Annotated in this window: 13 protein-coding genes; 5 read left to right on the top strand and 8 right to left on the bottom strand. The window is 52.1% G+C overall.

Annotated elements, in window-relative coordinates:
• Positions 1 to 123: 123 nt before the first annotated feature.
• Positions 124 to 1,023 carry a LysO family transporter gene (locus EO763_RS12955; RefSeq protein WP_103860913.1) on the bottom strand — a complete coding sequence of 300 codons (900 nt, stop codon included), beginning with the start codon at positions 1,021 to 1,023 and terminating at the stop codon, positions 124 to 126.
• Between the two features lie 341 nt (positions 1,024 to 1,364).
• On the opposite strand from EO763_RS12955, the gene EO763_RS12950 reads away from it, so the two are divergent.
• On the top strand, positions 1,365 to 3,029 hold the full coding sequence (locus EO763_RS12950) for an ATP-dependent endonuclease (RefSeq protein ID WP_161529186.1): 1,665 nt from the start codon (positions 1,365 to 1,367) through the stop codon (positions 3,027 to 3,029).
• A 115-nt stretch (positions 3,030 to 3,144) separates the two neighbouring features.
• On the opposite strand, the gene cspD is transcribed toward EO763_RS12950, so the two are convergent.
• The gene (gene cspD, locus EO763_RS12945; protein ID WP_161529185.1) at positions 3,145 to 3,366 is read right to left on the bottom strand and encodes a cold shock-like protein CspD; all 222 of its coding nucleotides are present in this window, start codon (positions 3,364 to 3,366) and stop codon (positions 3,145 to 3,147) included.
• A gap of 422 nt (positions 3,367 to 3,788) precedes the next feature.
• On the opposite strand from cspD, the gene clpS reads away from it, so the two are divergent.
• The 3 genes from clpS (at position 3,789) to EO763_RS12930 (ending at position 7,126) form a co-directional block, all read left to right on the top strand.
• Entirely contained in the window at positions 3,789 to 4,109 is a 321-nt protein-coding gene (gene clpS / locus EO763_RS12940; RefSeq protein WP_103164432.1) for an ATP-dependent Clp protease adapter ClpS, read from the top strand.
• A gap of 29 nt (positions 4,110 to 4,138) precedes the next feature.
• Positions 4,139 to 6,412: an ATP-dependent Clp protease ATP-binding subunit ClpA gene (gene clpA, locus EO763_RS12935; RefSeq protein ID WP_103160376.1), complete on the top strand. Its 2,274-nt coding sequence runs from the start codon at positions 4,139 to 4,141 to the stop codon at positions 6,410 to 6,412.
• 234 nt (positions 6,413 to 6,646) lie between these two features.
• Entirely contained in the window at positions 6,647 to 7,126 is a 480-nt protein-coding gene (locus EO763_RS12930) for a carboxymuconolactone decarboxylase family protein (protein ID WP_039532875.1), read from the top strand.
• On the opposite strand, the gene pdxR is transcribed toward EO763_RS12930, so the two are convergent.
• The 6 genes from pdxR to trxB form a co-directional block, all read right to left on the bottom strand.
• Entirely contained in the window at positions 7,127 to 8,572 is a 1,446-nt protein-coding gene (pdxR, locus tag EO763_RS12925; RefSeq protein ID WP_161529184.1) for a MocR-like pyridoxine biosynthesis transcription factor PdxR, read from the bottom strand.
• A 138-nt stretch (positions 8,573 to 8,710) separates the two neighbouring features.
• Positions 8,711 to 8,929: a translation initiation factor IF-1 gene (gene infA / locus EO763_RS12920; protein ID WP_002211347.1), complete on the bottom strand. Its 219-nt coding sequence runs from the start codon at positions 8,927 to 8,929 to the stop codon at positions 8,711 to 8,713.
• A 113-nt stretch (positions 8,930 to 9,042) separates the two neighbouring features.
• Positions 9,043 to 9,747 (bottom strand): leucyl/phenylalanyl-tRNA--protein transferase, encoded by a 705-nt coding sequence (aat, locus tag EO763_RS12915; RefSeq protein ID WP_111778507.1) that lies wholly within the window; start codon positions 9,745 to 9,747, stop codon positions 9,043 to 9,045.
• Between the two features lie 33 nt (positions 9,748 to 9,780).
• Positions 9,781 to 11,520, bottom strand: a complete 1,740-nt coding sequence (gene cydC, locus EO763_RS12910; protein ID WP_161529183.1) for a heme ABC transporter ATP-binding protein/permease CydC — start codon at positions 11,518 to 11,520, stop codon at positions 9,781 to 9,783.
• Positions 11,520 to 13,286 carry a heme ABC transporter permease/ATP-binding protein CydD gene (cydD, locus tag EO763_RS12905; protein ID WP_161529182.1) on the bottom strand — a complete coding sequence of 589 codons (1,767 nt, stop codon included), beginning with the start codon at positions 13,284 to 13,286 and terminating at the stop codon, positions 11,520 to 11,522. Before cydD ends, cydC begins: the two co-directional genes overlap by 1 nt.
• A 237-nt stretch (positions 13,287 to 13,523) precedes the next feature.
• Positions 13,524 to 14,486 carry a thioredoxin-disulfide reductase gene (trxB, locus tag EO763_RS12900; RefSeq protein WP_039276288.1) on the bottom strand — a complete coding sequence of 321 codons (963 nt, stop codon included), beginning with the start codon at positions 14,484 to 14,486 and terminating at the stop codon, positions 13,524 to 13,526.
• A 632-nt stretch (positions 14,487 to 15,118) separates the two neighbouring features.
• Here trxB and lrp point away from each other — a divergent pair.
• On the top strand, positions 15,119 to 15,613 hold the full coding sequence (lrp, locus tag EO763_RS12895; RefSeq protein ID WP_005967536.1) for a leucine-responsive transcriptional regulator Lrp: 495 nt from the start codon (positions 15,119 to 15,121) through the stop codon (positions 15,611 to 15,613).
• Positions 15,614 to 15,663 lie beyond the last annotated feature (50 nt).

The following is a 15,663-nucleotide window of genomic DNA, read 5'->3' as shown; positions in this document are numbered from 1 at the left end:
TAAAAAGGCTTTTTTACTGCAACTTTAGGTAAATTTGATTTAGCGCAAGTTTGGTGATGGGCAATGAAAATCACTCTCAATCACAGCCCATAAACGAGGGGGAAAACGGTGTTTAGTGTGCGCTTATGAAGAAAAGAGCGCCATCAGTATTGGTGCCGCGAGGCTTAATAAGAAACCATGTACGATAGCAGCAGGCACGACGTCGATACCCGCGCTGCGCTGCAAAACGGGCAGCGTGAAGTCCATCGAGGTTGCACCGCAAAGGCCTAATGCACAGGAGCGATTACGCTGTGCCAACACGGGAACCAGCATAATCGCCAGTAGCTCGCGAGTCAGATCGTTGAAAAACGCGGTGCTGCCGATGACGGGCCCGAGAGCATCGGTCAGCAGAATGCCTGACAGCGAATACCATCCATAGCCGGATGCCATCGCCAGACCGGTTTTCAGCGGTAGTCCCAGAATCCATGCGGCAAGCAGGCCGCCACCGAGCGCGCTAATACCGACGATAAGCGCAATGACCAGACCGCGACGGTTTAAGACGATTTGGCGCAACGTCATCCCGCTGTTACGCAGTTGAACGCCGACCAAAAAGAGCAGGAAGATCAGGGCATATTCGCTGCCTTTGCTGGCGTAGGTGAATCCCGGCCATTGCGTTAAGCCCAGCAGAAAACCACCGAATACCACGCCGCAGAGTTTGAACGATTCAAGGATCATTCGCAGTCGGGAAGGCGGCGCCTCATCTCTGTACTTGCTACGCCACGCGCTGCGTTTTTCCCACAGCCACAGGGCAATGCCGTTTGCCGCGACAATACAGAAGGCGAAGACGGCAGTGTAGCGGAAGATCAGTAACAAATTGCTGCTGAGATTTTCCAGAAAGGCCAAACTGATGCCCATCAAAAACAGAATAACGTACACCATCCAACTCAGCAGTTGGTTAATCCGCTGTAATGCTTTTTTGCCGCGCAGCGGTACCAGATAGCCAATGATGAGCGGTAATAAAATAATTAATAATCCTGAATACATCACAGAATTGATGTCCTTACGCGAGAAAAACGGCGCTAACCCGTATTTTAGGATTGACGAGGGTTGCCGTAGTCAAACCATGAGGCTTTTCTTCTTCGTTTCTACCCCGATAGATATCGGCACGGCGGAAACACAAACCGTGCGTTAACAACATCGTCGTTAACAATATTGTCATTAACAACATCGTGGGATTCATCGGCTACACTTGGCGGGAAGAAAAACGATAATCTATTAAAATTAAACAAATTATCGGGGTGAGTAAAGCACTGTCTGGCAGGATATTCTATACAGTGTACGTTTTTGCAGCAGAAACTCGCAGGCAGCTGCTACAGGAGAGAAGGATGCATCTGGAAAGTATTGAAATCCTGGGATTTCGGGGAATCAATCGTCTGTCGCTGACGCTGGACGAGAACAATGTACTGATTGGTGAAAATGCCTGGGGGAAATCAAGCCTGCTGGATGCGCTTTCGCTGCTGCTGGCACCGACGTTGCCGCTTTATCATTTTGATATGCAGGATTTCCACTTCACGCCGGGAGATGAAAATAGCCGGGAAAAGCATCTTCAGGTTATTTTCACGTTTTGCGAAACGGCACCCGGCCATCATCTATCCCCTCGCTACCGTTCGCTAAGCCCCGTTTGGATAGAGGGAAATGAGTCGCTCTACCGCGTTTTTTATCGGCTGGAAGGTGAAGTGGACGAAAGCCAGTCGGTTTTCACCTGGCGCAGCTTTCTGGACGCTGACGGGCACCCGATACCGCTGGATGATATTGATGAACTGGCCAGAGAGATTATCCGCCTGCACCCGGTGCTGCGGCTGCGAGACGCGCGTTTTATGCGGCGACTGCGTTCCGGGACGCTGGCCGCGACGTTAGATAACAGCAATGAAAAGCTGGCTCAGCAGTTTGAGCAACTGATGCGCGAGCTGGTGCAAAATCCGCAGAAGCTGACGGATAAAGAGTTGCGTCAGGGGTTAGTGGCGATGCGGCAACTGCTGGAGCACTATTTTTCCGAGCAAAGCGCCACGGATAATGACCGACGCCATCATCGGCATGCGCGAACGCACAATGGTAAATCGTGGCGATCGCTGGACAACATCAACCGTCTGATTGCCGACCCCAATAGCCGCAGTCGCCGAATTATCCTGCTGGAATTGTTTTCTACGTTGTTACAGGCGAAAGGATCGGTGGAGTTGGATCCCCATGCGCGTCCGCTCTTGCTGATTGAAGACCCCGAAACCCGGCTGCACCCGATTATGCTATCGGTCGCTTGGGGGCTTTTGGTGCAGTTGCCACTCCAGAAGATCACAACCACGAATTCAGGCGAGCTGCTGTCGCTGGTGCCGATGGAGCAGGTGTGCCGTCTGGTGCGGGAGTCTTCACGGGTGGCGACATATCGCATTGGCCGTCAGGGTATGAATGCGGAAGACAGCCGACGCATTGCGTTTCACATTCGTATGAATCGACCTGCATCACTTTTTGCCCGCTGTTGGCTGCTGGTGGAAGGGGAAACCGAAGTCTGGATGCTGAATGAACTGGCGCGCCAATGTGGACACCATTTTGAGGCGGAAGGGGTGAAAGTGATTGAGTTTGCCCAGTCTGGACTCCGGCCATTACTGAGGTTCGCACGGCGTATGGGGATTGAATGGCATGTGTTGGTCGATGGCGACGACGCGGGGAAGAAATATGCCGCGACGGCGAAAAGCATGTTAACCGCACAGGACGAGAGCGAGCGCGATCATTTGACCGTCTTGCCCGCATCGGACATGGAACACTACATGTATCGTGAGGGATTCAGTCACGTTTATCACCGCATCGCGCAACTGCCGGAGAAAGTGCCGCTCTCGATGCATAAAATCATCATCAAGGCTATCCATCGTTCATCCAAGCCCGATTTGGCAATTGAAGTGGCGATGGAAGCCGCGGCGATGGGCAGCGATGCCATCCCACCGCTTATTCGCAGCATGTTCTCTCGGGTGCTGTGGCTGGCCCGCGGGCGTGCGGATTAACGGTATCGACCAATAAAAAAATGCCGTTCGATATGACGAACGGCATTTGTCGCATTATAGTCATTTTACGGTTTAGCGTACGTGTTCTGAGTAGACGTGTAGGGCGTAGCAGGGGTCAGGATGCGGCCTCGGCGATTTGCGGCACGATCAGGCAGGCATGATCGCCTTTCGGCCCTTGATGAACATCAAACCTGACAACCTGTCCGGCTTTCAAAGTCCGGTAGCCATCCATTTGAATGGTTGAGTAGTGCGCGAAGATATCGTCACCGCCCCCTTCTGGACAGATAAAACCAAACCCTTTGGCATTATTGAACCATTTAACAGTACCTGTCTCCATGCATTGACATCCTTCGCAAGAGTATTCTTTTCAGTAAGGTGTGGTTATTTGGTTACTACGAATACGAATTGATTAAAACCCCATCAATTCATCCGTACACTTTAGTGAAATCGATCGCGGCGTCAAGCGATCCACCGCGCGGTGAGGAGGGCAGTTTGCCAAAATTTGATGCAGATAACGCTATTGATGAATCCACGATCGCGTTGCGTCATCAAGATATCGGTTACAGGCCTTGAATTTTGCTTTCCGGGAACCATTTAATCCCTCAGGTGGTAAAATAAAAAGCAGACGTGCTACTGTAAATGTAGCGATACCCGTCATCTTTCAAGTCGCAGGCGCTCATTTCCTGCTTCTCGGATCTATTAGGAATAAACAGACCAATGTCGTGAGTCGCGATATTCGTTGCATGATGTGGATAGAGAATGGGAAACAACAGTACGTGGTCACAATCTGAGAATCTGACCACCGATAAACAGAAAGAAAAATTGCAGCCGCCTTCCATGTATAGCGTGGTGTTGAATAACGATGATTACACCCCGATGGAATTTGTTATTGACGTTCTGCAAAAGTTCTTTTCTTATGATATTGAACGTGCCACACAGCTTATGTTAACTGTGCATTATCAGGGTAAAGCGATTTGTGGCGTATTCAGCGCTGAAGTGGCTGAGACCAAGGTCGTACAAGTCAATCGTTATGCCAGAGAAAACGAGCACCCGCTGCTCTGTACGCTGGAAAAAGCCTGAAATCAGGCGATTTATTGGGAGAGGTGCCTATGCTCAATCAAGAACTGGAACTCAGTCTCAACATGGCTTTCGCCAGAGCGCGTGAGCACCGACACGAGTTTATGACCGTGGAGCACCTGCTGTTGGCTCTGCTCAGTAACCCAGCCGCCCGTGAAGCATTGGAAGCCTGCACGGTAGATTTAGCCGCGCTGCGTCAGGAACTAGAAGCGTTCATTGAGCAAACCACACCAACATTACCGCAGAGTGACGACGAGCGCGAAACGCAACCCACGCTCAGCTTCCAGCGCGTACTCCAACGCGCCGTCTTCCACGTGCAGTCCTCTGGCCGCAGCGAAGTGTCTGGCGCCAACGTTCTGGTTGCGATTTTTAGCGAGCAGGAATCTCAGGCCGCCTACCTGCTGCGCAAGCATGACGTCAGCCGCCTGGATGTCGTGAACTTTATTTCTCACGGCACACGTAAAGAAGAATCCGATCAGGCGCCAAACCCTGAAAGTCCCGTCAATGAAGAACAGGCAGGAGGGGAAGACCGTATGGAAAACTTCACCACCAATCTGAATCAACTGGCTCGCGTTGGCGGTATCGATCCGCTCATTGGCCGGGATAAGGAACTGGAGCGCACGGTTCAGGTATTGTGCCGTCGCCGTAAAAATAACCCGCTGCTGGTCGGCGAATCCGGCGTCGGTAAAACCGCGATTGCTGAAGGGCTGGCCTGGCGTATTGTGCAGGGCGATGTACCGGAAGTGATGGCGGAGTGCACCCTGTACTCGCTGGACATCGGCGCGCTGCTGGCAGGCACCAAATACCGTGGTGATTTTGAAAAACGCTTCAAGGCGCTGTTGAAGCAGTTGGAGCAGGATAAAAATAGTATTCTGTTCATTGATGAAATCCACACGATTATCGGCGCTGGCGCGGCGTCCGGTGGTCAGGTCGATGCCGCTAATCTGATTAAGCCCCTGCTTTCCAGCGGCAAGATTCGCGTTATTGGCTCGACCACCTATCAGGAATTCAGCAATATCTTTGAAAAGGATCGGGCGTTGGCGCGTCGTTTCCAGAAAATCGATATCACTGAACCGAGCGTGGAAGAAACCGTACAAATCATTAATGGTCTGAAGCCGAAATATGAGGCTCACCATGATGTTCGCTATACGTCGAAAGCGGTTCGTGCCGCAGTAGAGCTGGCTGTGAAATATATCAACGATCGTCATCTGCCGGATAAAGCGATTGATGTGATCGATGAAGCGGGTGCGCGCAGCCGTCTGATGCCGGTCAGCAAACGTAAGAAAACGGTCAACGTGAGTGACATCGAATCGGTTGTCGCTCGTATCGCCCGTATTCCAGAAAAAACCGTCTCCGCCAGCGATCGCGATGTGCTGAAAAACCTCAGTGACCGCCTGAAAATGCTGGTATTTGGGCAGGACAAAGCAATCGAAGCCCTGTCTGAGTCTATCAAGATGAGCCGTGCAGGGCTGGGTCAGGAGCGTAAACCGGTCGGTTCCTTCCTGTTCGCGGGGCCTACCGGTGTCGGTAAGACGGAAGTGACGTTACAACTGGCCAAAGCGCTGGATATTGAACTGCTGCGCTTTGATATGTCCGAATACATGGAGCGTCATACGGTTAGCCGCTTGATTGGCGCGCCTCCCGGCTATGTGGGCTACGATCAGGGCGGTCTGCTGACAGATGCGGTGATTAAGCATCCTCATGCGGTACTGTTGTTGGATGAGATCGAAAAAGCGCATCCTGACGTCTTTAACCTTCTGTTGCAGGTGATGGATAACGGTACGCTGACGGACAACAATGGCCGTAAAGCCGATTTCCGCAATGTTATTGTCGTCATGACCACCAACGCGGGCGTGCGGGAAACACAGCGTAAATCCATCGGCATCATCCATCAGGACAACAGTACTGATGCGATGGAAGAAATTAAGAAGGTGTTTACGCCGGAGTTCCGTAACCGTCTGGACGGCATTATCTGGTTCAACCATCTGTCGACCGATGTCATTCAGCAGGTTGTCGATAAGTTTATCGTAGAACTTCAGGCGCAGCTGGATGCCAAAGGTGTGTCGCTGGAAGTGAGCGATGAAGCACGCGATTGGCTGGCAGAGAAAGGCTACGACAAAGCAATGGGTGCCCGACCAATGGCACGTGTGATGCAAGAAAGCCTCAAGAAACCGCTGGCCAACGAGCTGTTGTTTGGTTCGCTGGTGGACGGGGGTTCTGTGACGGTGGAACTGGATAAAGAAACGCAGCAGCTGACGTATGGCTTCGTGAGTGCGCAGAAGCGAAAAGCAGAAAGCGTTAATTAATCAATATCGTGTGTTATCTAAGAGGGATGCTGAGGCATCCCTTTTTTATTGGGGCGCCGACCACTTTTGGTGCGCTATTTCGCATCATGGCCCAGTTAGAAGTACGATTCTTGGATCTTTTCGGATAGGCCAAGATTTTGCACAATCATGACTACCGAGTAGTCGGCCCTGTGCGTTGTCGCTGGCGTGTGGCTGTCTCTCTTCTCTTTCATCCATCTCGTTTTGGAGTTCACTATGAGCCAACGTCTTGATTACTACAGCAAGTCTCCCGATGCCGCCAAGAAGTATCTGGAGTTCAATAACATTCTGCATAAGAAACCATTTCTGGCTGAAATAGGCCATCTGGTTACGCTGCGTGCCTCTCAGCTTAACGGCTGTGCATTTTGCGTTGATATGCACGTTAAAGAAGCCAAGATTCATGGGGAACGCGAGCTACGCCTGCATCATGTGGCTGTCTGGCGTGAATCACCGCTTTTCTCCCCGCGCGAGCGTGCTGCGCTTGAGTGGACAGAAGTACTGACTCATCTTCCGCCGCATGGCGTGCCGGACGAGGTATTTACGCGCGTTCGTGAACAGCTGTCAGAAGAAGATCTGGCTGACTTATCTTTCATGATTATCGCGATTAATGGCTGGAATCGTCTTGGCGTCGCGTTTCAGGTCGTTCCCGGCTCCGCAGATAAACTGTACGGGCTGGAAAAAGCCAACCTGAGCTAATTAGCTCCCGTGCTGTTCAAGCTCGGCAAGGATCAACGTGGCAAGCCGTTCCGGTTCTGCCGTCGTGGCGCAGTTGGTGAAACTGACGAGTAGCGCGTTATCACCATTTCCTGATACTGTCCAGCGTGATAGCGGTTGAACGGCAATACCCTGAGTCAGCAGGCGGTCGGCAAGCTGCCGATCGCTAATGCTATCCGGCAGGTGTAACACTAAGTGCATCCCGCCGGGCTGCGAATCGATGTGTATGCGGTCTCCCAAAATACCTTGTAGCACAGCGATGGTGGCGGTGCGACGTTCTGCATAAAGGCGTCGCGTACGCTGAATGTGCCGGGCAAAATGGCCTTCAGCGATGAAGCTGGCAACGATAGACTGCGTCATTGTTGGCGATGCGGAAGCGAAGAAAATTCGGCTGATGTGTTCAAAGGTGGCAATCTGTGCCTGCGGGACAACCAAATAAGCCAACCGAATCCCTGGGAATAACACCTTGCTGAAGGTGCCCGCATACAGAACCCGCCCATTGCGATCCAGACTGGCGAGCGCTGGGAGCGGGCGACTGACGTAACGATATTCCCCATCATAATCATCCTCCACTACCCAGGCGTTCTGCTCGGTTGCCCACTGCAATAATGCCTGTCGCCGAGGGAGCGATAACGACATCGACAGAGGACTTTGATGTGCGGGAGTGACAACTGCCATACTGGCGTCATTCGCCAGCGCGATGCCGCGCTCCACGTTGAGTCCTTCGCGATCGACGCTTACCGGAACCGGACATAAGCCAGATTGCGATAGCAACTGGCGAGTGGGGGGATAGCCGGGATCTTCAACCCAGACGCGCTGCCCGGATTTCAGCAAGGCTAGCGCTGCGAGTTGCAAGTTGGCGCGCCAACCTGAGGTGATGAATACCTGATTTGCAGTACAGTCAATGCCACGAGCCACTTGCAGATAAGAGGCGATAGCGTTTCTTAGCGCTGGCAAGCCATAAGGTGCAGGGTAATCCCAATCCGGTAATTGCATGCTGCGAAGATAGCGTGCGCCCAGTCGAGCCCAGAGTTTGCGCGGAAAGGCATCAAAAGCGGGAACCCCCATTTGAAAGGGCAACAGTTGCGATGGACGCCACAGTAGGTTCTGTTCATCGTTTGGTGCTGAGGGGGATACCGTTGCATCGGTAACGGATGTTGGCGCTAAGGGTAAATCGGGATTCACAAGCGTTCCTGCTTGCCCGCGTGTCTGAAGATAACCTTCGGCAATCAGCAACGAGTAGGCCTGTTCTATTGTTCCGCGTGCGACGCCGAGCTCTTTCGCAAGCATACGTGCGGAAGGTAGACGGTTACCTGGAGACAATAGGCCTACGCTGATAGCCCGACGCACCCGCTCGTAAAGCTGGCGATAGAGCGGCATACCTTCCTGAAAGGAAAGAGGGAAAAATAGGGGAGAGTCAGGCTTCATAGGCGGAATCCATGACAAGCAGGCTGTTGACCTTAAAACGGTTGCCCTCCCAAAAACAAAAGCCCTTGCCATGAAGGGAAGGGCTGGGGAGGGAGTCACATCCTCATATATCGCTAATAATAGCGATGAGCGAACCGGTTAACGGCTGCGGAAGACAATGCGGCCTTTACTCAGGTCGTACGGGGTTAACTCTACAGTGACTTTGTCACCCGTCAGGATGCGGATATAGTTTTTACGCATTTTACCGGAGATATGAGCGGTAACCACGTGCCCGTTTTCCAATTCAACGCGGAACATGGTGTTGGGCAGCGTATCAAGCACGGTGCCTTGCATTTCAATATTGTCTTCTTTGGCCATCGAATCCTCTAGGTCTAACTACCTTTATTTTTTAACCGCAAGATAATGCCGAAAAACCGACATTATGTAAAGAAGCGTTCACGTTTGGGGCGTTATTTACACGGTTTCCTCTATCACCCTGTCGGTTCGGCGAGCTGTTGTGGTAGCCAACAACCGTCATCGACGGCAATATCCTGCCACTGGAAAAGCAGTTGCAGAAAGCGTTCGCGGGGAATTTCACTCACGCCCAGTGACGCCGTATGGGAATTTAACACCTGACAATCAATCAAATGACCGCCGTGGCGAATAAAATGCTGCTGGAACGCCAGCAGTGCATATTTTGAGGCGTTATCCATGCGGCTGAACATCGATTCACCGCAAAATAATCGCCCTTGTTCAATACCATATAACCCACCAACCAGTGCGCCATTGTGCCACACTTCGACGGAATGTGCTTTCCCTACCTGATGAAGCTGGCGATAAGCTGAAATTATGTCTGGCGTAATCCAGGTGCCATCATGGTGTTCATGCGCGCAGGCGTGGATGACATCATCAAATGCCTGATTGAGCGTGGCATGAAAAGTATGACGTTTTAGGAATTTTTTCATGCTGCGGCTGAGATGGAATTCACCGGGAAAGAGAACCGCACGCGGATTCGGAGACCACCATAAGATAGGTTCACCGGGGGAGTACCAAGGGAAAATGCCCTGTCGGTAAGCCGCTTTCAGCCTGGCAACGGAGAGATCGCCGCCAACGGCCAGCAGGCCGTTGGGGTCATCCAGCGCATGATTCGGATCAGGAAATTGAAGCGATTGAGGCGATAGCTGGTATAGGCGCATATTTTTCAAACGTTGTGTTTCACTGAAATTGCCTTAAACGTGTTGGCGGAATTGCCAATAACGACCTTGCTGTGCCATTAAAGCTTGATGGCTGCCCTGTTCGATCACTTTGCCATCGTCTAAAATACAGATGCGATCCATCGATTCTAAGCCGTATAGCCGATGAGTGATGACGATCAGCGTCTTATTGGCACAGTGCTGGCGGAGCAGTTGCAGAATACGCTTTTCGGTTTCTGCATCCAACCCTTCAGTAGGTTCATCCAATAGAACGAGCGGTGCGTCGTGCAATAAGGCACGTGCCAACGCGATACGGCGCTGTTCGCCACCGGACAGTTGTCGACCGCCTTCTCCCAGCCAGGCATTCAGTCCCTCGTTTTCCAGCAGTTTTTCTAACCCAACCAGCTGTAATACCTCGGCTAGCTTTTCATCTCGTGCCGTCGGCGCTGCTAGCAGTAGGTTATCACGCAGCGTGGCGCTGAAAATATGCACGCGTTGTGGCACCACGCTCATCATGGCGCGGAGATCTTCTTCTCGCCAGTCGGCAAGGGGGTGACCATTCAGCGTAATGTCCCCGTACTCACAGTTCCATGCTCGGGTCAGCAATTGCAATAGCGTTGATTTCCCGCATCCGGTACGCCCCAGCAGCGCCAGATGCTCGCCCGGCTGAATGGAAAGGGTAATATTCTGTAGCACGGGCTGGGGTTGACCAGGATACGTGAAACCGACATGTGAGATGTCTAGCGACGCCTCATGCGAGGTTTCTGGCCCATGCTCTGGGAACGTGACGTCAACGGGCTGGCGAATGATTTGATCGACCCGAGCCGCGGAGGCAATCACTTGTCCCATATGCTGGAAGGCTACCGTGACGGGGGCCAGCGCTTCGAAGGCGGCAAGCGAGGCGAACACAAACAGCGCAATCAATGCACCGGGCTGTGGATTACCACCAACGCCATCGGCTGCTAGCCACAGAATCAGGGTAGCGGTCAGTCCGCTGCATAAAATCATCACCGCCTGAGACAGGCCGGTAAGGTTGGCTTGCTGACGCTGGCGACGCAGCCAGTTGATTTCCACCAGAGCCAACTGCTGACGGACGCGACTGAGTGCGCCGAAGACGGTGAGTTCCGCCTGACCTTGTAGCCAGGTCGTTAGCTGAAGGCGGTATTGTGCACGCAGCGCGGTCAAATCCTGCCCGATGCCGTTTCCTGCTCGATAAAAGATAATCGGCAGGCACAGCAGCAGTACTAGCATAATGGCACCCAGCGTCAGAGCCAGTGAGGCATCAATGAAGCTCAGGCCGTAACAGACGATAAGAATGACGGCGAATGCGCTGACGATGGGGGAAATCACGCGAAGATAGAGGTGGTCGAGCGTATCGACGTCCGCCACCAGCCGGTTTAGCAGTTCAGCCTGACGAAATTGTGCCAGTCCACCCGGAGAGAGCGGCAGAATGCGAGAAAAAGTGAAAACACGCAAACGCAGCAGAACGCGGAAGGTGGCATCGTGGCTGACGACTCTTTCCCCGTAGCGCCCGGCCGTACGTGCGATAGCCGCGCCGCGCACGCCAGCGGCGGGCAGCATATAGTTAAAGGTGAGCAGCCCGACGATCCCCGCCAGCGCAGCACCCGCCAGAAACCAGCCAGATAGGGCGAGTAGACCAATACTGGCCAGCAACGTAGCAATGGCCAAGACCACGCCCAGACTCAAATACCAGAAGTGCTGACGATAAAGTGCCAGAAACGGTTTTAATACCTGCATCGTTTTCATCTGAGCCATTACAGCGCCTCCTGTCGTTGTGCCAGCAGCGTCGCGAAGGGACCCGCTTCGGCTCGGAGTGTTTGATAATCACCCTGTTGAACTAACTGACCGCTGTCCATTACCCAGATCGCGTCATATTCGACGATCTCGGTGAGCTGATGCGTGACCAGCAGCGTGGTCTGCGAACGCGCTGCGTCATTCAGCGCCGTCATGACGAGATCTTCGCTATGGGCATCCAGACTGGCTGACGGCTCATCCAACAGCAGTAAGTTGCAAGGATGAATAAGCGCACGGGCAACGGCGACGCGCTGTGCCTGTCCGACGGAAAGGCGTGCCGCACTGTCACCGGTCGTCGTTTCCAGACCCTGCGGGAGCTGCGGTAAAAATTCCTGTACATGCGCGCGCTCAATCGCCTGCTGCAATTCCACAATACTGGCCTGCGGATTACCCAGCAGAATATTGCTGCGTAGCGTCTGTTCCGGCAAATGAGGATTTTGTCCTACCCAGCTCAACTGCTGACGCCATGATTCAGGCGTCAGCGTGTTCAACGCCTGGCCGTTGACGGTGAGTGAACCGCGATAGGGCAGGAATCCCAGTAGGACATTCAGCAGTGAGCTTTTTCCTGCTCCGCTGAGACCGACCAGTGCGATACGTTCACCTGCGCGAATCTCGAATGTCAGCGGTTGGGTCAGCGGTGTGCCATTTGGCGCGAAGACAACCAGATTTTCCGCCCGGATAGCAATGGCGCTATCGCTGCTGAATTCGTGTGTGCCAAAGCCGACCGTTTCACCTTCCTCTGACAAAAACGTCACCAGCGATTCTGCTGCCCCGATAGCCTGAGCTTTGGCATGATAGAAGGTGCCTAAATCGCGTAAAGGCTGAAAGAATTCTGGAGCCAGAATCAATACGAGAAAGCCGGCGAAGAGCGTCACGCCCATGCCGTAATGACCAAAATCGAGTTCCCCGAGATAAGAGAAACCGAAATAGACGGCGACAACGGCGATTGAAATGGAGGCGAAAAATTCCAGCACGCCCGAGGAGAGAAACGCCATGCGCAGTACTTCCATCGTGCGACTACGGAAATCCTCAGAAGCATGACGGATTTGTTCGGTTTCAGCCTTGCCACGATGAAACAGGCGTAGCGTCTCCATCCCGCGCAGGCGATCGAGGAAGTGTCCGCTCAGGCGTGCCAGCGCCAGAAAGTTACGTCGGTTAGCATCCGCCGCGCCCATGCCAACCAGCGCCATAAAAAGCGGGATGAGAGGAGCGGTTAGAAACAGAATCAGACCCGCAGCCCAGTTGAGCGGAAAGATCGTGATCAAGATAAGCAGCGGGATCAGCGCGGCAAGATACATCTGCGGCAGATAGCGTGCGTAATAATCCTGCATGTCATCAACCTGTTCAAGAATCATCGTTGCCCAACTGCCGGCGGGTTTGCCCTGTACCCAGGCAGGGCCAAGCTGTTGCAATCGATCCAGTACCAGCTTACGAATTTTCTGTCGAACGGCTTGTCCGCAAAGAAAACCAACACGCTCGCGTAACACACTGTTGAGTGCGCGCAGAATAAATGTGGCAATCAGCAGAAGGAAGGGGGAGAACAAGGATTCGCGAGTGGCATGCTCGATGATCAAGGCATGAAGCAGCGTCGCTAACAGCCAGGCTTGTGCCACGATTAACGCACCGCTCAGGAATCCAAGCAGTAGTGAAATCCGTAGCCAACGTTGCGCCAGCTTACTCTGCTGTTTCAGCCAGGCGGTCAGTTCTTGCTGTCGGGTTTTTTTCATCAGGTACCAGTTCGTTATATTGCAGAAACGGACTTAACAGAAAATAACTCTCATGTAACTGTTAGTTAACAAAATTATCTTCTATCACGCAGAATGAGGCCATGTTACCGCGACAAGGGCGCGCTGCAAACGAAAAGGAGAGGGGAAATGGGTGAGGCGATCAATTTTCGTGTTGCGGAAGGCAAACCAGAAGGAAGTAAACGGAACGGCTATTGCCGCTCCGTTATCAGTACTGTCTTACTTGTTGACGGTCAGCCCATCCAGATAGCGTTCAGCATCCAGTGCTGCCATACAGCCGGTACCTGCCGAGGTAATGGCCTGACGGTAGATATGATCCATGACGTCGCCTGCGGCAAAGACGCCAGGAATGCTGGTCTGTGTCGCATTGCCGTGAATACCGGACTGTACTTTGATATAACCGTTTTCCAGTTCCAACTGACCGCCAAATACGGCCGTGTTCGGGCTGTGGCCGATAGCGATAAACACGCCAGCCAGCTCCAGCTCTTCCGCTGCGTCGCTTTGCGTATCGCGGATACGCACACCGGTTACACCCATGTCATCGCCCAGCACGTCGTCCAGCGTACGGTTGGTATGCAGGATGATGTTGCCGTTTTTAACTTTGTCCATCAGACGGTCGATCAGAATTTTCTCTGAACGGAACGTCTCGCGACGGTGGATCAAATGCACTTCCGCAGCGATGTTAGACAAATACAGCGCTTCTTCAACCGCGGTATTCCCGCCGCCAACCACGGCGACTTTCTGGTTACGGTAGAAGAACCCGTCACAGGTTGCGCAGGCAGAAACCCCTTTGCCTTTAAACGCTTCTTCAGATGGCAGGCCAAGATAACGAGCCGATGCCCCCGTGGCGATGATTAGCGCATCACAGGTGTACTCTGCACTATCACCGAATAAACGGAAGGGACGGTTCTGCAAATCAACACGTTCAATATGATCGAAGATCACTTCAGTATTGAATTTGGTCGCGTGTGCGTGCATACGTTCCATTAACAGTGGGCCAGTTAAATCATCGGCATCACCTGGCCAATTTTCTACTTCGGTCGTGGTCGTCAGCTGACCGCCTTTTTCCATACCCGTGATTAATACTGGCTGTAAATTCGCCCGTGCAGCATAAACAGCGGCAGTGTAGCCAGCCGGGCCTGAACCCAGAATCAATAACTTGTGATGTTTAACAGTACCCATGCTTTCCTCATTTCATGACGGCGGATAATGTTCATATGAACGGTTTTTACGAAAACACGTTTCCTTACTACGAACAATTTACCTACAAACAATTTATGACTACGTACAATTTATGACTACGAACAGTATCTACCACGGACAATGCGAACGATTGTAAGGAAATTACAAGAGTAAAAAAAGTATGCAGAAAAGTTGCTGACTATTTGTTTAATCGTTAATGACGATGGAGACGACAAATCGCTGAAAAATCAGCCACATTCATAAGTAAAATGATTGAAGTCACCTCGGCGGATGGCTCTGGCTTATCCAATCTGGCAGTTTCTTCTGATTTTCGTTGTTTTGCTTTGACAATCGGCTGTGCATTTGCGAAAACATCTGGGTAAGAGGAAATTTTTTGTATGTGAACAGTTAAAAGCTCGGCTTTTTATTCGTTTTTGCGCAGGTAGTAGGCCTTTGGGCCACGGATATGACGTGATGGTCTTTTCGCGGGTGAGCAATACGTAGGGCGAGAACGAGAAGTTAATGACTGTTGATATACAAAATAGGCAGCGTGTCTTCTTTAGGGTATCTCTGATACATGAGGTCTATCGGGGTAAAGCGGGTGCAGGGAAAAGTGAAGAGAGACAATAATAATGGTAGACACTAAAAAACGGCCAGGAAAAGATCTCGATCGTATTGATCGTAACATCCTGAACGAATTGCAAAAAGATGGGCGTATTTCCAATGTCGAGCTTTCCAAACGTGTAGGGCTGTCGCCAACACCTTGTCTGGAACGTGTGCGTCGTCTGGAAAGACAGGGTTTTATTAATGGCTACACAGCGCTGCTAAACCCACATTATCTGGATGCGTCACTGCTGGTTTTTGTTGAAATAACGCTAAACCGCGGCGCGCCTGATGTGTTTGAACAGTTTAACTCTGCGGTGCAGAAACTGGAAGAAATTCAGGAGTGTCATCTGGTTTCTGGTGATTTTGACTACCTGTTGAAAACGCGTGTGCCGGACATGTCTGCTTACCGTAAGCTCCTGGGTGAAACGTTGCTGCGTTTACCGGGTGTAAACGACACCCGTACCTACGTGGTGATGGAAGAAGTGAAGCAAAGCAACCGTCTGGTCATTAAGACGCGATAAACGTGTGGGTGCAAAACCCGATAAATTCAGCTACACTCCTGTGAATTTAT

The organism is Pectobacterium odoriferum (assembly GCF_009931295.1).
GTDB classification, from domain to species: Bacteria; Pseudomonadota; Gammaproteobacteria; order Enterobacterales; family Enterobacteriaceae; genus Pectobacterium; species Pectobacterium odoriferum.
This window is presented reverse-complemented; position numbering and strand designations above follow the sequence as displayed.